Origin of the sequence: Bradyrhizobium sp. CIR18, from assembly GCF_014198295.1 — a bacterium.
Taxonomy (GTDB): domain Bacteria; phylum Pseudomonadota; class Alphaproteobacteria; order Rhizobiales; family Xanthobacteraceae; genus Bradyrhizobium.
Genome location: NZ_JACIHF010000013.1, coordinates 152,517 through 173,631, shown reverse-complemented (window position 1 = coordinate 173,631; position 21,115 = coordinate 152,517). Strand labels below are relative to the sequence as shown.

At 59.2% G+C, this 21,115-nt stretch carries 17 protein-coding genes; 3 read left to right on the top strand and 14 right to left on the bottom strand.

Translation table 11 applies throughout. The features are described 5' to 3' along the window. Positions 1–127 precede the first annotated feature (127 nt). Both GGD65_RS31010 and GGD65_RS31005 read right to left on the bottom strand, forming a co-directional pair. A complete protein-coding gene (locus tag GGD65_RS31010) occupies positions 128–2,380 on the bottom strand; it encodes a hypothetical protein (protein WP_183237731.1) in 2,253 nt (750 codons plus the stop codon). 677 nt (positions 2,381–3,057) lie between these two features. Beyond that, positions 3,058–4,779, bottom strand: a complete 1,722-nt coding sequence (locus tag GGD65_RS31005) for an NEL-type E3 ubiquitin ligase domain-containing protein (RefSeq protein ID WP_210317381.1) — start codon at positions 4,777–4,779, stop codon at positions 3,058–3,060. A gap of 701 nt (positions 4,780–5,480) precedes the next feature. On the opposite strand from GGD65_RS31005, the gene GGD65_RS31000 reads away from it, so the two are divergent. Next, positions 5,481–7,307: an NEL-type E3 ubiquitin ligase domain-containing protein gene (locus tag GGD65_RS31000; protein ID WP_183237730.1), complete on the top strand. Its 1,827-nt coding sequence runs from the start codon at positions 5,481–5,483 to the stop codon at positions 7,305–7,307. A 238-nt stretch (positions 7,308–7,545) separates the two neighbouring features. Here GGD65_RS31000 and GGD65_RS30995 read toward each other — a convergent pair whose 3' ends face one another. The 4 genes from GGD65_RS30995 to GGD65_RS30980 all read right to left on the bottom strand — a co-directional run bounded on the left by GGD65_RS30995 (position 7,546) and on the right by GGD65_RS30980 (position 10,058). Next, on the bottom strand, positions 7,546–8,124 hold the full coding sequence (locus GGD65_RS30995; protein WP_183237769.1) for a nucleotidyl transferase AbiEii/AbiGii toxin family protein: 579 nt from the start codon (positions 8,122–8,124) through the stop codon (positions 7,546–7,548). A gap of 377 nt (positions 8,125–8,501) precedes the next feature. Beyond that, positions 8,502–8,696, bottom strand: a complete 195-nt coding sequence (locus GGD65_RS41020; protein WP_312017752.1) for a HAMP domain-containing protein — start codon at positions 8,694–8,696, stop codon at positions 8,502–8,504. A gap of 799 nt (positions 8,697–9,495) precedes the next feature. Then, the gene (locus GGD65_RS30985; protein WP_183237729.1) at positions 9,496–9,681 is read right to left on the bottom strand and encodes a hypothetical protein; all 186 of its coding nucleotides are present in this window, start codon (positions 9,679–9,681) and stop codon (positions 9,496–9,498) included. Positions 9,682–9,773: 92 nt separating this feature from the next. Beyond that, positions 9,774–10,058 (bottom strand): hypothetical protein, encoded by a 285-nt coding sequence (locus GGD65_RS30980; protein ID WP_183237728.1) that lies wholly within the window; start codon positions 10,056–10,058, stop codon positions 9,774–9,776. A 514-nt stretch (positions 10,059–10,572) separates the two neighbouring features. Here GGD65_RS30980 and GGD65_RS30975 point away from each other — a divergent pair. Further along, positions 10,573–11,196, top strand: coding sequence for a J domain-containing protein (locus GGD65_RS30975; protein WP_183237727.1), 624 nt, complete (start codon positions 10,573–10,575; stop codon positions 11,194–11,196). Positions 11,197–12,032: 836 nt separating this feature from the next. Here GGD65_RS30975 and GGD65_RS30970 read toward each other — a convergent pair. From GGD65_RS30970 to GGD65_RS30950, 5 genes are all read right to left on the bottom strand, one after another. Beyond that, positions 12,033–13,034 carry a pectinesterase family protein gene (locus GGD65_RS30970; RefSeq protein WP_183237726.1) on the bottom strand — a complete coding sequence of 334 codons (1,002 nt, stop codon included), beginning with the start codon at positions 13,032–13,034 and terminating at the stop codon, positions 12,033–12,035. Between the two features lie 257 nt (positions 13,035–13,291). Next, complete coding sequence (locus GGD65_RS30965) at positions 13,292–14,590, bottom strand: glycoside hydrolase family 28 protein (protein WP_183237725.1); 1,299 nt, start codon at positions 14,588–14,590, stop codon at positions 13,292–13,294. Positions 14,591–14,805: 215 nt separating this feature from the next. Further along, positions 14,806–15,027, bottom strand: coding sequence for a hypothetical protein (locus GGD65_RS30960; RefSeq protein ID WP_183237724.1), 222 nt, complete (start codon positions 15,025–15,027; stop codon positions 14,806–14,808). Between the two features lie 1,012 nt (positions 15,028–16,039). Then, a complete protein-coding gene (locus GGD65_RS30955; protein WP_179733640.1) occupies positions 16,040–16,339 on the bottom strand; it encodes a hypothetical protein in 300 nt (99 codons plus the stop codon). A gap of 364 nt (positions 16,340–16,703) precedes the next feature. Further along, positions 16,704–16,856 (bottom strand): hypothetical protein, encoded by a 153-nt coding sequence (locus tag GGD65_RS30950; RefSeq protein ID WP_183237723.1) that lies wholly within the window; start codon positions 16,854–16,856, stop codon positions 16,704–16,706. A gap of 402 nt (positions 16,857–17,258) precedes the next feature. Between GGD65_RS30950 and GGD65_RS41230 the strand changes: the two genes are divergently transcribed. Beyond that, positions 17,259–17,573 carry an MATE family efflux transporter gene (locus GGD65_RS41230; RefSeq protein ID WP_183237722.1) on the top strand — a complete coding sequence of 105 codons (315 nt, stop codon included), beginning with the start codon at positions 17,259–17,261 and terminating at the stop codon, positions 17,571–17,573. A 167-nt stretch (positions 17,574–17,740) separates the two neighbouring features. Here GGD65_RS41230 and GGD65_RS30940 read toward each other — a convergent pair whose 3' ends face one another. The 3 genes from GGD65_RS30940 to GGD65_RS30930 all read right to left on the bottom strand — a co-directional run bounded on the left by GGD65_RS30940 (position 17,741) and on the right by GGD65_RS30930 (position 20,773). Next, entirely contained in the window at positions 17,741–19,099 is a 1,359-nt protein-coding gene (locus GGD65_RS30940) for a type II toxin-antitoxin system HipA family toxin (protein ID WP_210317377.1), read from the bottom strand. Beyond that, positions 19,005–19,379 (bottom strand): helix-turn-helix domain-containing protein, encoded by a 375-nt coding sequence (locus GGD65_RS30935; protein WP_183237721.1) that lies wholly within the window; start codon positions 19,377–19,379, stop codon positions 19,005–19,007. The genes GGD65_RS30940 and GGD65_RS30935 overlap by 95 nt, the downstream gene beginning before the upstream one ends. 1,187 nt (positions 19,380–20,566) lie before the next feature. Continuing rightward, entirely contained in the window at positions 20,567–20,773 is a 207-nt protein-coding gene (locus GGD65_RS30930; RefSeq protein ID WP_179733634.1) for a cold-shock protein, read from the bottom strand. Positions 20,774–21,115: the final 342 nt, after the last annotated feature.

The following is a 21,115-nucleotide window of genomic DNA, read 5'->3' as shown; positions in this document are numbered from 1 at the left end:
CAAAGAGAAAGCTGCACGGTTCAGTCCGTGACCTAGCAGCCGATCTCGCCTTCCAAAAGCCGCGTATAGGAACGCCGCACGCGAGCTGCCCCGCCGAAAGACGGGGATTGCTGCCCCTGCTGCCTCTTCAGCCACGTTCGGGGAAAATGCGAACGCGTTGGCGTCCCTCGCTTTCCACCAACTCGCCCCTGTAAGGCACTCCGCGGATCTCGAAATAGGTCGGCCGCTCAGGCTGGGGCATGATGCGCTCGCCTTCCAAAACGCGCACGAGGTAAGACGGCAGGAATCGCTCCCTATGCTCCCAGCCGCCCCGGATAAGATAACCAAGATCGACTGCACTTTCCTCGGTTTGCCTTGCGCTTACGATTGGCGGTGGGCGATGCAGCGACTGGGATGGCCCGGCCTCGTTCGTCCCACCGGCGCGCGGGTGATGAACCAGGCGAACATCCCTGCGACCGCCTGGTCCGAACGTAGCCGAATAGAGCTCACCGTTGATCGCAAACTGACTTGGTCCAAACTGGTTTGGCAGCAGATTGATATTGCCCAGGACATCGATCAACACGTCTGAAGCCGCCTGCGAGCGGTGGCGCCAGCCGGCGCCAACAATTGCGCCAATATCCCGTAGCTCCGGCGCCGCCGTCGGCAGTCCTGCGAACGACGATGCGGCTGCAAGCTCAGGTGCTGGCGCAGAGTGCGCATCGTCACGCAAGTGGTACGGCGTTGACGGGTCCAGATCGACGAAGGAATCGAGGCCGGCATAAATGTTTGACGATTGCGGCTGATCTGACGACGACGATGCGGGCTCATGCATCTGTTGCCCAAGCCAGGCCCATGCGCCCTGGCTTGGGGTAGCTGGAGTCGCAGGAAGTTCGACTGGCAGATCAGCCTGGGCGGCCCAGTGCGGCGCTGGAACCGGTGACGCAGGACCGTGGATCTGCTCCCCGAGCCAGTCCCAGGCTCCGGTGCTCGGCGTCGCTGGCGTTGCAGGAAGCTGCTGTAATGAGGCAGCGTGTTCCCCCCGGTACGGCGCTGGCATCGATGAGGCGGGCCCGTGCATTTGCTCGCCAAGCCATTCCCAGGCTCCCGCGCTCGGCGTTGCCGGCATTGCGGGAAGTTCCTGCGGCGAGTGAACCTGCCGAGCACCTTCCGCAGACGGATGACCAGGGTCCTGAGGAGGCAGCAATCCGAGCGCCCTGTTCGCCCCCAGGATTTGCTCGTATTGGCCAAGCTTGACCAGATCAGCGTTGATCTTGCTGTCGTCGGTATCGTGCCTGTACTCCTCGACATCCTGAGCGAGCCCAGCGGTGGACAGTCGGTCGGCGATCGGTGGCCGGTCATGCGTCTGCAGCCACTCACTCAGCCTCGACATGCGGCGAGCTTGCCTGTCGATCGTCTTCGGGTCGATCCTGCCTGTCGCCTTTTCCGCCGCCGCCCACATGCCGATCAGGGTTGCGTCCGCACCGTGAGGAGCCAGTCGGCGGACATCGGCCGCCAGGTCGTTTCCGGCACCGACCTCACGAAGCTTCTTCAAGGCGGCCTTGATGCGCGTGCCCCGGTCCTTTGCGTAGGTATCGACATCCTCATCGAGCTCAGCTTCCAGCTGGTGGTTTTCCACATCAGGATTTTCCAGCTGCGCGTTTTCCAATTCCCGGCGAATCCGATCCGCGATTGAGGGCCTGCCAGCCGTGCTCAGGCGCGCGCTCAAATGGCGCAAATCGGTTGCCGCATTCTTGATCGTGCCGTCGCTGAGGTTACCCGTCGCCTTCCTTCTGAAATCGTTAATGAGCGCCTCATCGGCCGGAGGGACCCCGCGCGTCCGGCCTGGCTGCCTGGCGTAATCAATTCGCAAATTCGTCGAAAAGACGTCAGATTGGCCCACCTCGCGCGGCGACTTTTCACTGCCGCTCCGGCCAAGAGCCTTGCCGATTCCCGACTTGAAGCGTGACCATAAACCGCGTCTTTTTCCGCCCTTGGCGGAGGCGGCAGACTCTGCGTCCGGAAAGCTGTAACGTGCGCTGCTGAACAGATCATCGCGCAGACTGGATTGCGGCACTTGCCCCAAAGCGGGAAGCTGAGAGCGAGGAATGTCTACGCTCCGGCGCGTCGGGCCAATCGAACTCTCCCTAAATGCGGTGTGTGGCGGCACCCGCGTCGACCCACCTAGCTCATCCCGCCGGACTGCTCGTCCGCGTGCGGTAAGAGCCCGATCAGGCGACGTCGATTTGGCTTCATCAGAAGGGTCGAGGTTCAAGCCCTCCAGCCGCCTTTCAAATTCACCCTCCTCGGAGGGACTATCCTCTCGCTGCGCATTTCGCCCCTGCAAGGCAGCGTACTCCCGCATCCAGGCTCCTGAATTCAAGAATGGGTCAACCGGGTCCATCCTGCTCTCCTCATGTTTGTATTGGCAATGCAGCAATCCGCACGGCCGGCAGCAGATCGTCTAGCGAGACACGATTCTCGATTGTTGTCGCTGCAACCTTTCGAAAAGCTGACGAGATCAGGACATTGCTGCGCGATTGACGGCCTCTCGTCCGGCCGAACGCTTGGCGACAGGACGGGGGCGCTCCCGCTTTTCCGCACCTCTTCGGCGGGCCTATTCCAGTCGACGAGATATCAAGGGATCTCGACGAGATATCAATGGATCGCCCGTCGATCGTGAGAGGAATTCAAACATCACAGCGGGGATCACTCAGCCTCGACAAGGATTATCGCGCAGTCACAGATCAATTAAGTTCCGGCCACTCCAGCGACCTTTGTCTTGAACGTCAACCAAAGCGGGTTGGTTCGCTGCGGTAGCGCCTCACTCCTTTCACCGCCGCGCCACCTTGGCCTTATCAACAACTTTCACCTGGGAGCTTTCGTCCCGACGAGGCTTCCGAGCGGAGTACACCTCGCCTTGCGTCCCAGCTTTCATAGCTCGGCAACACCGAGAGGAACTGATCGACGCAGCGCGCCGTCGAAGCGCAAAAGCTCCTTGTCAGCGATTGGCGAGCTGCAGCATCGATCTTTGGCTTCCGCCGCAGAGCAATGATAATATACCTGCGGCGGTTTGCGACTTCATAACTCGAGGCCGCCACGGGCGGCCAGCACGCGGTGCATGACCTCGCGTTTAATCTCGCTGGCGAGCTCGTTTCGGACTTGGGCTCCGAGCACCCGCTCGGCATCCGGATCGCCTAGAAGACCGTGCTGGGTCAGTCGCTGATCCAAGCGGGTTTGAAACTCCTCGCCCATGGCTTCGACGAGCCGTTCTTGCATCGCTTCATATTCATCAGGAGCGATTCGTCTCAGCACCGTCTCCCAGGGTTGCCAGCGGGCTGCCATGTAGTCGGTAAACTGGTTCGCTTCTTGCTCGCGAACCAAATCCAGAGCGCGCGCCGCATCGTCGGACGTCACGTGAGAAACCGTCAGAAAGCGCATGTCAGGGGCGACCTGGATCAGCTCCAGCGGCTCGCGCAGAAGATGTTGATAGGCCAAGTAGACTTCGACGTCGTCTACGTTCGGGTGCAGGGTGAGCAGCGAGTTCACCCGGTCGCGCGCGATCCCGTCCAGCGCGTCTAGGCGGAATGCAACGCGGCCGCGCTGGATTAGTTGGTCGATCCTATCATCATAAACCCCCTCCTCCACGTCAGCATTGAGGCGCGCGGTCCGCATACCGTTCCAGTGCAGGGTAACACGATCCTCACAGCTGGCGTTGGCTTCGGAAGCCTGTGTGAAAAACTGTTCGCGCAATCTCGGATTGGCCGCCGCCTGCCGCAGATCATCAGCCACGGCCTGCCGAAAATCGGCACTTCCATAATTGACGGTCTCGCGTAGCCGATCTAAGAACCGGGCGTAGTCCGGGGCGCCAGGCTCATCTGCAAAGTGCAGCCATTCGGCCAGCGCCGCCGGATCGTCCCCCAGCCAGTGCGCGGCCGCCTCGTACAGAGGCAGCTGCCCAAGGTGCGGTGCCGCAAGGCGAACGCGGACCTCGTCCGGGAATGGATTATCGCCGAATTCGACGTTCTCCAGCGGATAGCTCAAACTTCCCGGTAGGAGATGTTCAGGCAGGCTGGTGAGCCGGTTACCGCTGAGATTGATTGATTGAAGCCAGTTCGGAAGGGTTTCGGGAAGGTTGGCCAATTGATTGCTACTGACATCGAGTTCAACGAGACCCCATGGGAGGGACTCGGGAAGCTCGGTCAGCTGGTTGCCACTAACCGACAGCGCGGTGAGGCTGCTTGGAAGAGCCTCGGGCAGGCTACGCAGTCGGTTGTTGTTCGCGTTCAGGATCCCCAGCTCCGCTGGGAGGCTGTCTGGGAGACTGGTCAACCTGTTATCGCTTACCTCGAGGCGATAGAGGCTCGCCGGAAGAGCGTCCGGCAAACTGGTCAATTGGTTGTGGCTTATAAGAAGCTCGCGGAGACCAGGTGGAAGGCTTGCGGGCAGGCTACTTAGCTCGTTGTGCATGGCGCCGAGGTTCAGTAGCCTCGGCGCAAGGGCGTCGGGCAAAGCGGTTAAAGACAGGGATGACAAATCGACCGAGTTCGAGCGCATGTTCTCCGCAGCCCTGATTCGCGAGCGCCCCTGTCGCCTGTTCTCGGCTTCGCCCTGCCCCTCCTCGGCAACCCAGCCGTCCAGGATTCGCGCGCGCGCGGAGGCCGGGGTCCGATATCCTGTCAAGCTTTCGAGCAAATTCGCCAGGGCACGGTTGAAGCCGCCGATGTAGCATTCACGCTCCCCTTCTTCAAAAGTGTCCGGGCTGGAACGCGCGCTCCGCTGTGCCTGTCCTGTGTCCACCATTTTTCTCCGTCATCAGAAACTTAAGGAATACGCCTGCCGCCGCGCAATGCTGCGAAGCAGGAGTTTGCGCGCTGGCGCAATAATCATTCGAGCGGGCGCACGTGCGACGCGTCGACCCACTCCTGGTCGAAACGGTACAGCTTCACGCTATTTGAGACGGCGAAGGGGTCGATGCGGCTGCAACGTTTCCTGCCGTTCCGTTGACCGGACAGGAGGACCGCCAACGTGAAATCGTTCTGCCCATATTACGGCCACCTGTCGATTAGCTGACGGGTCTCGCTGCAAAACACAAAGTTGCACGATTTGTTACGCAAGGAAAAAACCAGCGTTGCACCGATTGCCTTACCCACATGAAAGGACCGCTCCGAAGTTGAGCTTTCGAGCGACTGCCGCTCTTCCTTTTCACGCACTCAACCGAAAGAGGCTCCTTTGACTGCCATTGAGATAATGCACCGTTGCCGCGCTGGGCGCGATGTTAAGGCGCTGCTGCGTCGGTTAGATGCCGAAACGTATAGATGGGAGATAACTGCCCGCGACCGCGATCGATTCGCTATTCCAATCGTTGTACCGAAGTCATGTCGGCTTCGAAGCCATCGATACCGTGCCGCATTCGGTCTGTCAGCTTGTCGAAAGATCAATGCCCTAAGTTCGGGACCGCGTTGTCACGGGCCGGGTCGGCTCGGTTTGGTAAGGAAAGTGGAATGGATCCTTTTGAGGCAGGACAGATTCGGCGCCGCGAAAACATCTCTTCCGCATCTTCCGGACAAGACGCGGGGGGAGACGGGGGAGCGGCACAGTGGGATGAGGTCGTCACGGGCTTCGCATCAAACTCTGGGCATTCACCCCATGGGGCGGCTGAAGAAGACGAGGGGCTCGAAAATTGGGTTGCTGAACAGGACGTGGGCCCCCTCGAGGACCGGGAAGAAGCGGCAAGGCGGATGAATGCGCTGGGTGAAGACGCCATACTGGATCTCGAATCGCTGTCCCTCACCAGTCTGCCCAGACTTCCAAGCGAAATTGTTGTGCTCGATGTGCCCTTCAACCGGCTTACGAATTTGCCTGACGAACTTCCTGCTTCGCTCCAGCGTCTCAATGTCAGTGGCAATCAGCTGAGCAGCCTGCCCGCGCTGCCAAGCGGGCTCAGAGGGCTCGACGTAAACTCCAACCGATTGGAGAGTCTCCCTACCGTGCTGCCTGCCGGGCTCCAGTTTCTGTGCGCCAACCACAATCGGTTGCCGAACCTGCCCGAAGGCCTCCCTTCTTCGCTGCGATTTCTCCACGCCAGCCACAATCATCTAACAAATCTGCCAGAGCTCCTTCCTGCTACGCTCCTGTTTCTCGATGTCAGCGAAAACCAGCTGACGGAGCTGCCTGAGGCTCTCCCCGCTTCGCTCGAGTTTCTTGATGCAAGCCTGAACCAGTTGACCAGTTTGTCCGAGGACCTACTGACGGGGTTGGACGCTGGCGCCACCATAGTTCTGACTGAAAATCCGCTATCCGAGCACGTGCTGACGCACTTGAATACAGTTCTAAGCGCGGAGGGTTATGCCGGTCCGACCGTCCACCTTTCGCGCGACGAGGAAAGTGAAGCGTCCGGGACGGACGATGAGCAGGCGGAAGCCCTCGCTGAAACGGTTGCAGAATGGCTCAAGAGCGATCCACGGGAGGGCGATCGGGAGGTGCTCGCCGCTTGGCAGAACTTTGCGGAAGAGCCGGGCGCCCGGGAGTACGGGCTCTTCCTCGGCAAGCTGTTCAATTCCGTCAACTCTAGCAATGAAGGATTCCAGCAATCGGTGGCCAATGATCTGCGGCAGGCGGCAAAAGACCCGCAATTGCGTGCGCAGTACTTTCAACTGGCGTGGGATGCCAACCAAAGCTGCGAGGATCGTAGAACTTTAACGTGGAACGGCATGCAGACCGCGCGCCTCATCACAGAAGTCGAGAACGGCCTCTATGATGACAAGGCACGGCTTGCCGATCTCGTCGATTTGGGGCGCGTCATGTTCCGCATGGACGCGCTTGAGGCGATTGCGCGCGAGAAGGCTCACTCTCTCGGCTCGGCTGACGATGTCGAAGACATCGAGGATATTGAGATCTTCCTTGCCTATCAGAACAAGCTGCGCGAGCGGCTGGGCCTGCAACACGTCGCGCCGGAGATGCGCTTCTTTGAGGTCTCCGGCGTCACCGACGCCGACGTTGACCGCGCAGAGACATCCGTGAGGAACAGGGAAGCGGTTGAATTTGCCGACTACTTGGCAATGGACTGGCAGCCTTGGGACGATGTGGTGCGTCGCATCGCACCTGAAGACCACGCCAAGGCGCAGGACCAGCTGATTGATGCAATGGGGCGGGAGTTCGACAGCAGACTGGAGCAACAGCTCGCCGACCAGGGGTTGACCGGGGCTGAAGCTGACCTGGTGGAAGATGCCAAGCGAACGTTGGGCCCCGCACTTCGCAAAGAAATCGCCCGTGAGATCAAGGGGGCTCTTAGAGACAAGGTGCTCAATGAGCACGGCCTCACCCTGTGAAGCGGCCTTTGCCGAAGAATTTGTTATTCTGTTGCAGTTCCTCTGGTGGAGAAGCTAGCGTTGCTCCTGTTTATTATGCTGCCAGTAGATGCTGGTCACGTAGGCGCTTGGAGCAGACTGGCTGCTTACTCTCTACTGAGTTCCTATGCCCAATACCTGGATCGTCAGCGATACCCACTCTCAATGCGGAGCACACCAGTAGGCGCTTATCGGCCAGGCCGGCAATTCAAGAGAGAATTCAAGCCGGCTTATTCGCGCGCGTTTCGATCTCCGCGCAGCGGCGCATCCATTGGTCAACCGTGTCCGGCACATCTAACAACAACCCGTCATCAATCATGTGCTGATAATCCTGCTCCAAGACGGTTCGGAACTCTCCTTCGGGAACAAGCTGCAATGCACCGCCGACGGCCACGCGATAATCGATGACCGATCCCGTAGCGCCCTTTTCTGAGAAAAACCACGACTTGTGTTCTGCGACAATCCCAGCCAGCTTCCGGTCTTTCAGACCCTTCTCTGCTATACCGGCCTCGTCCAATCGTACAAGATCGTACCAATGACGCGCAAAGCGCCCGCCCTTCAATTTGCTCTGAACGCAAAAAACATGGATTGCAGCAGCCTTCTCCCAGAAGGTACCCTCTGGCTTCATCGTCTTGGGCTTGGCCGTCGGAAATTCGAGCGTCTCAAGATATTTGGCAGCATCGCAAACGACGTCATGAACTTCGCTCGGCTCGACCGTTGATAGTGCGCCGAATTCGAGCATGACAGCGGAGCTCACATAACCGCTGCCGGTTTCCAAGGGATCGTAGGTAACAAAGATCTTGTCGTCCTTGGTTTCAGCCTTCGCGTTGAGCTTATCTCCTGCGAGCGCTGATTGAGAACGCGTATTCGAACGGCTTCACTGGAAATACGAGCTGACTCCTGGACTTGCCGACCAATCTCATTCACGGAAATCGACACTTCTTCTGTGGCCATGCAACGGAATGAACGTTCGTGGACGCCTCTTCGAGACCGACGCTACAACGGTCGAGGGTCGCTGTGTCTATTCGGCAGTCTTTGCCAGTGAGCCAGCCGACGCTTCCAGTTCTGTAGACGCGGAGGAAACGGTTTCAACAATTTACCCGATGGCGGCCTCGAACGCATCTGCAAGCCTGCGCATGTCGGACTTTCGTTGCTCAGCAGCGATACGATCATGAGCTAGATTGGCTTGGGTTTCCGCCCCGCCTTCTCGGCCGAATTCACTTTGATCCTTTGGACCGCGTTTGCAATTTCACCACTTTCGTCTTTTCGACCAACACCATGGAGCACAACATTGAAATTGCCGTTGGCCAAGTCCAGCATCGACGCCGTCAACTTCTGAATCGGGTTGCTAATGCTAGGTGAGGTAAACACCGAGAGGCCGAAACCCCGCAGCAAACTGACAGCGCCAGGGATCAAGGAATCATCACGCCCAATCCAAGATCATCCTCCGCCATTAACGCCGTGGCTTTCGAAGCCTTCTCGTAATCGCGAGCGGCTCTGAGAGTTCGTCAACCCGACCACCGGCGGCGAGTGCGGAACTTACCCCGATTTCGCCTTGGGCGTATCTGGCGCGCTATTTCTTCCTCTAAATTCCTTCAGCCGAGCGTCTTCGTTTCATCGTCCTCGACAGCTTTTTTGAGATCCCGCACTCGCACTCGGCACCCCATGTCCTTGGTGTCGGCAGCGAGCTCGTCAAGCTGTGCAAATGTTCGCCTATAGCTGTCTGCGGCCTTCTCCCAATGCGACGGATCATCGGTTGCCAAGGCCAGAAGTTTGGAAGTTGGCGACCAATTTCGAAGCAGCCCGAAGGCCGGGCTGCCCCCTCATGGTCGGCGACCGCGCCGCATATCACGCGGCATGCAAGCCTATGTCTCTCGATATGACTTCTTACTGCGGGGAAGCTGGTTCGGCATCCGATGATGAGACGGTGCAGGCAGACGTGCAGGCAATGTGGCACTTGTACATAAACGGCAGAAAGGTCCGGGGATCGCTGCGCGCCGGTCTTCCGGATGCGAAGCAGTTGTTTGACGGGTTGCCAGCCGAAATCGCCTCGCAGGCCGATAGGTGCGCCATGCCCTAAGGGCGACGGCGCGACAGGCAAACGCGACACCTTCGCTCAAGGCGACCTTCTGGTCTCTATTGGGCACGGCAACTCGCACCGATTGCTATTTCACGTGTTGACCGAGCTCGCTCTATAGATTCGCAGAACTGTTTCATACAGAAGCGTGAGGTCCGGGCTCTGCAACTTTTCGAGCAAATATAGTGCCGCCGCCGACAGCCAATCGCCGCCACTGCGGGCCGGCAGCGCCGCATGCGCATAGGGCTGCAACTCCGACAGCAGGCGGGTTGTACTCATGCACGATGTCTGAAATGCTCTCCTGCCCCGATCCTCAAGGACGGATATTCGCTGAGTGATCGACACGATCATTTCGCCTCGCTTGTTTTGGGTCATGCATTCCAGTACCCGACAACGGCATAATCGAGATCCAATTTCTGATTCACGGCGCATTTCCCGTCGTCGCCAAACCCAAAGGCGCGAGGGCTCGAAAGCGATTGTCCAAAGGCGACATCGCCGCGCTGGGTAACGCGTCGGCACACGATGCTCTGAGGCAATTGGTGATAAACTAGTGTTGCATGGGGATCCGGCTGCACCGACCCGCCCCGCAAACGAATTGCCTCGACATAACCATTTAGAGATGCATCCGGGACGTGGACCAGCGCCTTGCCAAGCACCTCCTACGTTCCCGCTGCCATGCCAGCGCCAGCATCCACCCGCTCCAACAGCGGATCGATCGAGACTTTGCTGAGTAGGCTGGTGAGGAGGCTTCGTCAGCGGCGGGCGGATGTTGTGACGTGCGTTGATCCGTGAACGAGTGGCTCCGAACGACTTTGAAGTCGAGACAATGCGCTTTCTGTTTCGCTACGCAAGACGGAAGACTTTCCAAGCTTCTAAACAAGATTCAGAAGACGCCGCTCGCCTTCGTCGTTGGGCCGATTACCGCCGAGCAGTGCCTTTTGAGAGCATTCACCCGGTCCTGTTCAAGACCTCCATGTGCAGAACCCGACAGCAAATTGCCACTGAATCGATCTGAAATCGCAAAGAGATGATGGTGTGAACAAGTTCGCCAGTCCTGGCATGTCGATTGCTAGAACGCAAAGGCCGAGTCAGACCCAACTCGCGGTCCAAACCAATTCTCGAGCATAGAAGCGGCCCTGTTAACTGCCGCTCCGCCAACGGAGCCAGGTCATGCCGATCGACACATCCAAAATCTTCGCGTCCATTCGCATCAACAAGCAGGAAGCGCAGGAGCGCCAGACCGCGGCGCTATGCGAATGGCCTGGTTGCCAGAACAAGGCTACCCATCCCGCGCCCAAAGGCCGCGACAATGCGCGCGACTATTGGCACTTCTGCATCGACCATGTTCGCGAATACAATCAGTCCTACAATTTCTTCTCGGGGATGGACGCGGAAGAGGTCGCACGCTACCAGAACGACGCGCTGACCGGCCATCGTCCGACCTGGAAGATGGGTGAGAACATCAGCGCCCGCAAAATGACGGGCAGCACTGCCAATCTCGAGGACGACTTGCATGCCCTCTGCATGCTCGTCGAGGTGAACGGACGCGCCGGCGCCCGCCCCCGCGCGAAGGCCAAGCCTGAGGCGCGCAAGATTTTAAATGCCGAGCGGAAAGCGTTGCAGGTGATGGGCCTGAATTCCAATGCGACGCTCGGCGATATCAAGGCGAAGTACAAGGCGATGGTCAAGCAGCACCATCCCGACGCCAATGGCGGCGACCGCTCCACGGAGGATCGCCTAGTCGAGATCATCAAGGCCTACCATTACCTGAAGACCGTGGTGCGCGAGAGCTAGCCCGGATATCTCCAGTGGGCCTCAACGGCGCATCAGCAGTGGAAGACGGAACCACCCAGACATTAGTCGCTTTGCTCTGGTTAGCTGGCAGTTTGACTTTCCTGGCCAACGCTTTCGGCCGAGCATGGCGAACAACCGACATGATGAGCGGTTCGTCTCATTCCGCCCAGCGATCAGGAACAGGGGCCGGAAAATGGATGCGGCAAGACCGTGCGCAAGTGGCGGCTGCATCGGCCGAGCGGTGAGTTCGCGGAAATGCCAAACGGTTCTGCCCAGTCCTGACGGCTGAGTCGCTACTACCGGCGGTTCCATCTTCGAAGCTTCAACAGGAGTTGCGCACGATCGACCTCTCCGTTGTTCGAAGGGCAACACGAAAGTACAAACCTTTCCCGGGGGCACGCGTTGGCTGTCTGGAAAGGGTTACGGCGCTGCAGCGACCCGTCCAGACCTATTCGCTCGGTGGTGCCGGATCAACGATCGATCACGAGAGCCCGATGAATCGCGGGGTACACGGCCGGTTCTGACATAGCCAGGGGAGCAGCGCCCCGCGCCACCCACCTATCTCAAGGGCTCTGCCGATCGCCGCGAGGCAAGGTGGTCATGGTGAACTTGATCGCCTTCAACGGGCAACGAGTTCATCAAGCACTCGGCTATCGCACGCTGCTAGAGGGCGTTTCCCCTGTTCGTAAGAAACCGTCTGGTAAGGCCTTCGATTTCCCACAAATTGTCCTCCGACGATGGCGCCCAGCGCGATCTCAGTGAGGCGCGACAGCACGCGCCGCCGTCTATCCGCTCTCCTCCGTCATTTATCCAAGGAGCACCGTCGTTTCCTCACGTCAGTGTTGCTTTGTGTTCCCTCGATGTCGTTCCGTTGGCAGCCAATCTGTGGCACCTCCGAAGAACACTCTTAGCGACCATCTCGAGGCTTCGCTATCGGTCAGTTGATGGGAGTGGGGTTCGCGGCCTGAGGGGTTAGCCCCGGCCCCGAAAGATCTATATTCGGCATAATAGCTCGTGCTCAAGGAGTTGGTCTTGCCGGGAGCCCATTCTCGCCAGCCTTCTGCAACGACCTGCGCATCTATCTTTGTCGACAGGAAGACCACTGTGGCGTAGGGACGCCAAGGGCGGCCAAGCGCAATATCGCGCGCGGCAGGGTCGGCACTTAGGCTGCAATGATCAAAAACATACCCGCTGTCCTCATCGGGAGCTGCCTTGCTCTGTGCGGTAAAGACGACCGCTTGATTAGCGATGCCGTGCAACTCACATTCCCGGAACCAGGCCTTGGCGTTGCCAAATACGAAATCGACATGCCCTTCGATGTAGCAGTTCGAGAAGTATTGGCGTGACATTCTGCCGTTTGGACCCTTGCCGGCAAGCAGCGTGTCCTGGGCGCCGAGCAGACGGACGCGCATAAGGACGTCCTTGTCTCCGGTAAGGGACAGGGCAACCGCTTGCGAGGGTGGATTGGCCGGATTGAGGGCGTAGTCGTTCTGTATGGTCAGATTCTCGAGCCGGAAGTTATCGCCAGTGGCACTCAGCGTCGCCGAGCGGGCGGTTCCTCCTACATTGATCGCGCCGTCGCCATACACAATGACGGTATCCTCCGGATTGCTACCAGTCCCTGAGAGATGAATACCGGATTTTGAGATTTTGACCTTCTCGCGATAGACGCCTGGCGCGATCCGGACATTTCCGCCTTCCGCCGGCAACGCGTCGATGGCTTGCTGCACCGAGTGATAGTCTGCATTTCCGGCATGCGCCACCCATAGTGGCTGAGCGTGCGCTGCCGAGATGCAGAAACATCCGGCCAGAAGCGCAGACGGCACGAAAATTCGCATGTGATCACACTCTTCGTCGAGTTCGCGGCACGTTCGACGCAGTCGATATAAGGTGCCGCCGCGGGATAGCCGCCGTCCATGCTCGAACACATTTTTCGCGTCGAATCAGAAGCCTGCACGTCACCTTCGTATTCCCAGCCCTGCAAACCGTCGGACAATTGCAATCAACTCGGGGCATGCGGCCGACCTTCTTCAACACCGATCATCATGCCCCAGATACGGAACTCAGCACCCGAGTTCGGCACCGGGTGTCGTGCTTACCGATTGCCGTCGCGGAATGCCCTGGAACATACCTCCGATCCGCGCAGCAGCGGTTCTGCAGCTCGTCCGGGCAGCGGCGGTGATACGTCGGAATGTTTTGCGGTGACATTCGCATGTTCAACTTGCCAAGTCGCGGAATTGGCAAATCGGACATCTTCGAGTGTCACGTCAAGTGCATGCCCTTCGTCTATGCCGCGCATCAGCAACACGCCGGTGTCGCCATGCACATGACGGAGAACGATTTGCCGATAGACCGGTATCCTCGTGCCTTGTGCGCGCGGATCATACTTTGTATCGAAAGCCACGGGCCACTTGTTGCCCCTCAGGCACACGTACTCATAAGTCACGCTCTCGACCAGACCGCCTCGACTGACATCGCTCTTGATGCGCAGGCCAGACGTCGTACCATCCAGCGTCAGATTACGCACCAATATGTCTCTGGCCCCGGAATTCACCTCACTGCCGATCGACATGCCATGCCCCCAGCCGAAATAATTATCAATGATCGAGATACGGCTGCTTGAGCCATTATCGCCGGCCTTGATTGCGACGTTATCGTCACCCGTACGGATCAAGCTGTGGGTGATGGTCACATCCTGACTCGCGCCAAGATCGATGCCATCGGTGTTGCGGGCATCCGCGGGCGAATCGATCGTGAGGCCCCAAAACGTGGCACCTTCGACCCGGCTCATCGCGACATGAAAATTGGGAGCGTTGCGCAAGGTGATACCAGAGAACGTGATGTCCTGCGCATGATCGATCTGGATCAAGCGCGGGGCGTTCTGGTTGCCGCCCTGGGCTTGGGCGCGGCGGGCTAGCTGCCACCAGCTTTCCGCGCCGCCGCCAATAATTGCTCCGCCCTGACCATCGATGATGCCCTCTCCGTAGATGCCGCCGCCACGCGTTTTAGAAAAGCTGATGAATGGCCGGCAACCATCGCCCTTTTCCGCGATGCGACCACATTGTCCGAGCCCCTTGTCGTAAGCAGCAGGTTCGGGAATGGCGATCAGCGTCGCACCGCGTCCGACCCATAAGGTGACGCCCGATTTCATCTCGAGTGGACCTGAGTGAAACTCGCCGCGCCCGAGATAGACTGCAGCCCCAGCGGGGCAATGTTCAATGGCGTCCTGTAGGCTAACTGTATCGTTCTTGCCGGAAGGCACAGGGCGATCGCAGACCGTATGAGGTGCAACAGGTTCGGTGATAGTCCGGCGGTCTTGCGCCTTTGCGGCGGGGCAGACAACCATGGAGGTGAGTATGGACAATAGGACCCAATTGCGAAAACGCTTTGTCATCGACCTGCTCGTGCTTTGTCACACGCATCCTTGCCGCGTGCTTGTCTGGTATTGAGCGCTGGCTCGATCGAGCCGCCGCGCGCGTCACTGGCCCGCGCAAGATGACATTTATAAGACGCAGCAGAGGCCTCGACCGTGCGATCTCGCAGTAGCACCTTGCCTATGCGCGAAAAAGACTAAGGGTTGTGCGACAGTCCAAAATCCAAACAGCTGTCTCAGCGTTCTCTTGCCAGATCGGCAAGGGGCGAAACATCCAGCACTACCAACCACGAGGAAGATGCGGCCGATATCCGCGCCAGCTGGCGCTCGCCCAGCAAGTGATGGCGCGAAGCCGGTTCGCCGAAAGGCAACGCGATACGCTCGATCAAACTAAATGCTCGCAGCTTTTCCGGGGCGAGCGGATCCGGATCCAACCGCGCAGAGTCATTATCCAACAACTGAGGAGGCTCCCGCCGGAGTAGATCGCCGGGCGTCAATGGTGAGCTCCCCCTGGATCGATGGAGACCGGCGAATGCGCTGATTGACAGTCCAGTACTCGCCTGAGTTTTCTCGGGCGGCCCATGAGATCCTCTGGACCCGAAGTGAATTCCTCCCAATCGACGGAAGCCGTGGGAAGGATGGATTGATCATCCCACCCGCTCTCAGTCTGCTGGCGAAGCTCCTATTCCTGCCTCGGAAGTTCGGGATCCTCGACCATGACGGAGTGCGCCGCATCTAATTGCTGCTCGAAGGCGTCTTCTCCCGCCTGGTTCGGTTGATCGTCTGCAACGGCGCGCTGTACCGATGGCGGAGGTGCTGCATTGGATATGTCAAAATTGTGCGAGTCCATGCCAGCCCCCGGATCAGTAAGTTAGTCCGTACTCGGGGAAGCTTTCGAGAAGCTGACGAGGCTGCGGCCAGCACCGGATCGCATAGGTGACTGCCGTTACCTGCCCTCTTTGATGCATTGTGATCGTTTGCGGACATAGTCAGCCAGTTCTCATCATCCTCCATGGGATGGCCGATGAGGCATGGTCGGCTTCCGCGGTCAGCACCGCCCGTGACTCGCATGCCTTGCCCCACGGCGATAGGCGACCATCGCGTCATTGAACGCGCCCCTCGCGCCCCCTCCAGAGACGTCTACCGGTAATTTGAACGCCTTAAGACGGACAAAACGACCAGACTGGCTGGCTCAAGTTGAAGAGCTTTGACATTCGATACAGAACATCTACGTGAGCAGCCCCCAAAACAGGAGGCTCTAGCCAAAGACGCGGCGATACGTCCCGTATGTGGTGCTACTCTGCGCGCATCCCCTAGCCAACGCACCGCGATCAACCAAAAAGCCGAGCCAATCGGCAGTGCCGCACCCAGTTGTCCAGTTCGCCGCCGGGCTCGCAACACCCTGCGTCTCGAGATTTTCGCCAAGTCCGTGACAAAACCTTTCGCCGCTAACGTGCGCGGCGGCAGCTTTCAGCGGTCCCATGATCGGCTCGAAAACGCCACGGCAGCATCCTGGTCAACGGAAGCATCGACGCTTCGCGATTGGGGCGGTCGTGCATTACGTATTGAATTGGTTGCCGCAGAGTTGCGCTGGCGTTCATCGATCGACGATGAGACCGCTCGACGCTCAAGCCTTCGCTCCAGATCCGCCAATCCTGCCTTACATTCGGCGACAACCGATTGGGCGCGAAGCAGCTTGACCTTGAGCTCGTCCTGTTGCCTGAGTATTTTCTCAGGGTCCCAATCGTCCTGCATCAGCTCATTGACCATCTGCAAAGCACCGATTTAAGGCCACCGCTTAGCTTCACGAACCCAGGCTCGGTATCTCGCAGATGCCCGGCGCTTGAGCCACCGCGCCAAAAAGTGACCCAAACAATCGTCCTGGGGTTTAACGCCTTTACAGCGGTGTGCACCATCTTGTTGAGGACCGCCATTCGTCCCGAGCCCTTTACAAGACGATCGGATTCGGCCCGGCAAACCGGAGCGCGATCCGAAGATGGCAGAGTTCGCGACGCAAGCGCACTTTTGAAAAGCGCATCAAGAGACCTCTGCCATCGATCAAGCGGGCAAGTTCATCTGAATACCTGGACCGGATGCTGAACGAGCATCATAGTCAAGTGGTTTCGTCATATCTTCAGGCAACCGGCATGCCAAGGCCGTTGAGTGTTTTTATGAAAAAACGATGTCGGTTTTTCCCGTAGTACGCAGTTGCAGGCGGTGCTGTTGTCGCGCTTGAAACAAAGGACGTCTTGAACGAGACAGCCAAAGCAGCAACCACGACGGCCATAACTGCGCTCACTATGGCAGCGGTCAGTATAGAGAGAAGATTTTGCGGGCGTCGGCCAGAATGCTCTCACCATTTTTGAGCGGTGCGTTGTTGGTCACGGCGCCGAGGATGCGAATGCAACCGCAGCGATAAGATCGTGTCAGCAAGGTCAAAGGATAGCTGAAGCGCGCAATGGGGCAGCGTGTTCATGAGGAAGACAGCAAAAAAACGCCCGCATCGCGGCCTCGTCGGTTGGCGAAATGGGTAGCTGGCCGTCAAACTCACCCACGAACTGGTCGCAAGTGCAACACTCGCGACCGCGATCGCGCTCACGCAGATCGGACAGATCGCGATGATGGCGACGGATTCGGCCTGGGTTGGTCATATCGGCACTGAGGCAGTGGCAGCAGCGGCGATTCCGGCATGATCTTATCGGTCGGCGTGACCTTCGCAGCCGGTGTGGCATGTGGTGCGGCGGACGGAGCTCTGGTACGGCGTTCGGTGCGCATTGGGCTATGGGTTGCAATCCTTCTGTGGGTGCCGATCATGGTTTGCCGTTGCAGGGCGAGCAAATTGTGCTTGCGCTCGACCCACGGACCAGCCATCGCGCAGCTAGCTCAACAATATCTGTTTGGTCTGGCCTGGGAGATCTTGCCGGCATTGTGGTTCCTGTCGATCCACCAACGCACTGCTGGCCTATCTGTTGAGCACCGGCCAATTCGGCTCGCCGTAACTTGACTTGTTCGGAGCCGGTCTTGCGACCAGCCTCGCGAACACTGCGACTTTCCTTGCCGGGATTTGGTTCGCCACACAGTGTCGCCCGTTTCGCGGATGTGCAGCCACGTTTCAGGCTGGTGAGGCGGGCGGGCTCGGCTTTCGTCACGACATGAGTCTTGAGTCTATCGCTAGGGCGATGGGGCTGCTGCGCCTTGCGGCGCTGGATCCGCTTGCTTCGGGCGCTCTAGGTAGCCGCGCGCGCGCGAAATCACCGCCTCGACCACCGTGTCCAGGACGGGATCGCCGCCGGCAGGCATGGCTTCGATCTCGGCCTTGGCCGCCATTGCATGGTGCGTCACGGCCTGAGCAATCTCGGAGACGCGCCGGATCGTCTGCGCTGGAGAGAGCTTGCAGTCGATGGCGAAGCGCTCCCAGTGGTTGCGTCCGAGCTGGTCAGCCTGCTTCTGCCCGCCGATCTTCTGCGCCATGTTGCGGGTGATCTTCGGATATGGCGCCGCACAGACGATGTCGTAGCCTGGCGCCATGGCGGCGCCGCGCGCCGATAGCATCAGCGAGTAATTTTTGGCGTGGGAATCCGTGTTCCAAACCATCGGATTGAAGATCGCAAGATCGACGAAGCGGGCGGTCTCCTGCGCTGTCATGTGGCGTTGGGTCACGCCGACCATGTCGGCCAATGATGGTCCTTTTAGGCCTCTATCGTTGTTCTGGTACTTGGCAGCTGGCGGGCGGCCCAGGGCTTGGCAGAAGTCCTCCTGATGCAGCCGCCGCCACCGCTTGCCGTCATGACGCCGGTCATAGCGCTCAACCAGCAGGTAGCTACGTTCGCCTGCCGTCCCGGTCGTCACCTTCGGCGTCGGGATTCCGATCATGCGCGCGAGCGTCAGGCAGAATGCCTCGTTCTGGACGGCGCCAGGCAAGCGCTCGCCACCGGGCTTGATGATGTGGGTCGATGGCGCCCCGTCGATCGGTATGTACAGGGTGTCGCCGTCCAGAGCGACGGCGAGCTTCGTCTGCACACCGGCAAGCGACATCGACACGCCGTCCTCGCCGACGAGGAAGGGCTTGTGGGGTAGCTCATTGAGAATGCGCTCGAGCGAGGCCTTGTCGGGGATCTCTCGCCATTTCCCGGCGATAAGACCGGTGCCAGGTTGTCCGACGGAGAGCGCGCCGGCGGTGTCGCGGCCCATCTCGGCAAGAAGACCGATGACATCGGCCGGCGACTTGCCGAGCATATGACCTACGGCCCCGAGAGCTGCGTTCTCCGGGAGCAGATTTGCCGCCCATGGCAGAATTGCCGAGGCATCGTGCGACGCCCGCGAGAGCGGCATGGTGAGCGACACAGGGAAGGCGCCGGTCAGCCCGCGCCAGGATTCGGCATAGGTGAAGGCTGACGCTTCGTCGGCGGCCGTGATCCAGCCGACCTCTCGCGTCTCAAAGTAGACCGGAAGACGGTCCATGAGGCTCCTCCTCGTCGCTGTCGGGAATGTCCGGTGTCTCGGAAGTGTTCGCGCGGCGGGCTTGGGCATCCTTGAGAACATCCTCGATGCGCAGCCCGAGCACGTCTGCCACGTGCAGGCTGCGCCCGAGCTGACAGGTGCTTTTTCCGGCCTCGAGGTCGACGATGAAGCGCTTTCCTGTCCCGCTCACCATGGCCAGCTCGTCCTGCCGGAGGCCCTGGCGTTTGCGTTCTTCCTGGATGAGACGACCGAATGCTGCAGCGAACTCGGCGGCTTGGCGTGCGACACCCGTCTCGCCAGGAGCCTCGTTTCCGCCCGAGGGGGGAGTGCCCTTTGGAGGCGTGTTCATAGCTCTCTCCTCGAAAAGTTACCGATCGGGAACTTTATGAGTTGAAACAGCGAATGTCCAGCGAAAAGTTACCGATCGGGAACTTTACCCTACAGCTCCGATGGAGAGAGCATAAAAGTTACCGAGCGGGAACATTAGCCCCAAAGCGACGCTGAGCGGCCAGGAAAGTTACGATCGGGAATTCTGCTCCTATATACGAACGGGGTTCATGAAGAGATCGACGGACGGCGGGCCGGGAAAATCCCCGTTAATCCCCATCGAGCGAAGCAACGTCCTCCGCTCGGTGTCGAGCGGCGCTGCCGGCCCCACAACGGCGATCCCTCTGAAGAGGATGCGAGCCTAATCGACGGCGCTGTCAAGGCAGCTGCTGCGCGTCGGGCATGGATAACCCAACAACACTGAGAAATATCATCGGGGCCTTTCACCAAGCTGGCGAAATCTCTGCAGTCCCGAGGACAGACAATTGCCGCGCTGGATCACAACGCGGTTCTAGCCCCTGGGAGGGCATCACACCCAGGTGACAAGAACAGAAGCGCCGCCTGGGAGGGCGATCACGGACAGGAAGAGGCGATGGAGAGCCGGCCGTCAATTCTGCACGCTCTGCTGCGATACCTGACAGGTGCAGCAGGGTGACAGCTGACCAAATGTGATCAAGACCTGCTCTAGCTGTCGAAGATTACGCGCGCGCTTGCTCCGCCCAACCCAGCACTGGAGGCCGGCGCGCACGTCAAGCTGAAGCCATGGTTGAGGGGCCGCTCTCTTTGATCGGCGAAGGCCTTTTTGAGCGCAGACAGGAATTGCCGCCCGTCTTGCGTATTTCCCAGCCAAGAGCATCCTAACCGCTTCATGCGCTCGTCGCGAAACACGCAAAGTCCGCGGGATCCGGCCCGTGTTCTGCGGCGTGCGCTTCCCGGCGTGTTCACGAGCGTACGGCTCGAACCGTTCGTGCTAACTCGGCGAAATATTTTGCCACAGCGGCACTGCGACGTGACTGGTACAGCTGTAACTCTGGCTGCAGCGATTGGTCAACGGCTCCAGAAGATCGAGGCTCTCAAGCGGTTTGCGATACACCCCCATGCCAAGAAGAGACGGTCGAAAGACCGAACGCCCGGCGCGCCGTCACAAGGCATCGCCGGACAGGTGCGAGAACAAGCTTTGCAGAGAGCAGTTTCCGAAGGCGAGTCAGATCAACCAACCCGGAGATCCTCAGCTGACGTCTTACCCGAACGCCCGGCCTTGAGCTGATAACTTACCCGGGCCCCCTCTTCGAGGGTGGTGCAACCGGCTTTTTCGACGGCACTGATGTGCACGAAGACATCGGGACCTCCGTCCTCAGGCTTGATGAACCCATAACCTTTGGTCGAGTTGAACCACTTCACAATACCCATTGCCACGGCGGCATCTCCATAGTGAACCATTGTGGTCTAGCGAAGAGTCTCCCGGCCATCAAGACGGTCGGCAAGAGACACCCAGCGTCGCTGCGCTGTGCACGTGCTTATTCTTTTATCGCGTGGTCTAGGTGCTGCCGCATCCTGCAAGCGACAAAAATCCTGACGTCGACGACAGTTTCGCCTCAAGGCTTCAGCCCAGATGACGTTTTGACCTTCGCTTCACTCGTCGCGCGTCACCGGCTTACAGAAGAGTTGCCGAGCCTCGAACATGCCGCGCTTATCCAGAGCCGGCGGATAGTTTTCATCGACGTTGAACAAAGGCGGTCATAACTTCTTTGCGCAGCC

Coding starts and splice junctions, on each gene's coding strand:
- GGD65_RS31010 (WP_183237731.1), bottom strand. CDS start 2,380: ATGGACCCGGTTGACCCATTCTTGAATTCAGGAGCCTGGATGCGGGAG.
- GGD65_RS31005 (WP_210317381.1), bottom strand. CDS start 4,779: ATGGTGGACACAGGACAGGCACAGCGGAGCGCGCGTTCCAGCCCGGAC.
- GGD65_RS31000 (WP_183237730.1), top strand. CDS start 5,481: ATGGATCCTTTTGAGGCAGGACAGATTCGGCGCCGCGAAAACATCTCT.
- GGD65_RS30985 (WP_183237729.1), bottom strand. CDS start 9,681: ATGAGTACAACCCGCCTGCTGTCGGAGTTGCAGCCCTATGCGCATGCG.
- GGD65_RS30975 (WP_183237727.1), top strand. CDS start 10,573: ATGCCGATCGACACATCCAAAATCTTCGCGTCCATTCGCATCAACAAG.
- GGD65_RS30970 (WP_183237726.1), bottom strand. CDS start 13,034: ATGCGAATTTTCGTGCCGTCTGCGCTTCTGGCCGGATGTTTCTGCATC.
- GGD65_RS30965 (WP_183237725.1), bottom strand. CDS start 14,590: ATGACAAAGCGTTTTCGCAATTGGGTCCTATTGTCCATACTCACCTCC.
- GGD65_RS30955 (WP_179733640.1), bottom strand. CDS start 16,339: ATGGTCAATGAGCTGATGCAGGACGATTGGGACCCTGAGAAAATACTC.
- GGD65_RS30950 (WP_183237723.1), bottom strand. CDS start 16,856: ATGGCCGTCGTGGTTGCTGCTTTGGCTGTCTCGTTCAAGACGTCCTTT.
- GGD65_RS41230 (WP_183237722.1), top strand. CDS start 17,259: ATGATCTTATCGGTCGGCGTGACCTTCGCAGCCGGTGTGGCATGTGGT.
- GGD65_RS30940 (WP_210317377.1), bottom strand. CDS start 19,099: ATGCCCAAGCCCGCCGCGCGAACACTTCCGAGACACCGGACATTCCCG.
- GGD65_RS30935 (WP_183237721.1), bottom strand. CDS start 19,379: ATGAACACGCCTCCAAAGGGCACTCCCCCCTCGGGCGGAAACGAGGCT.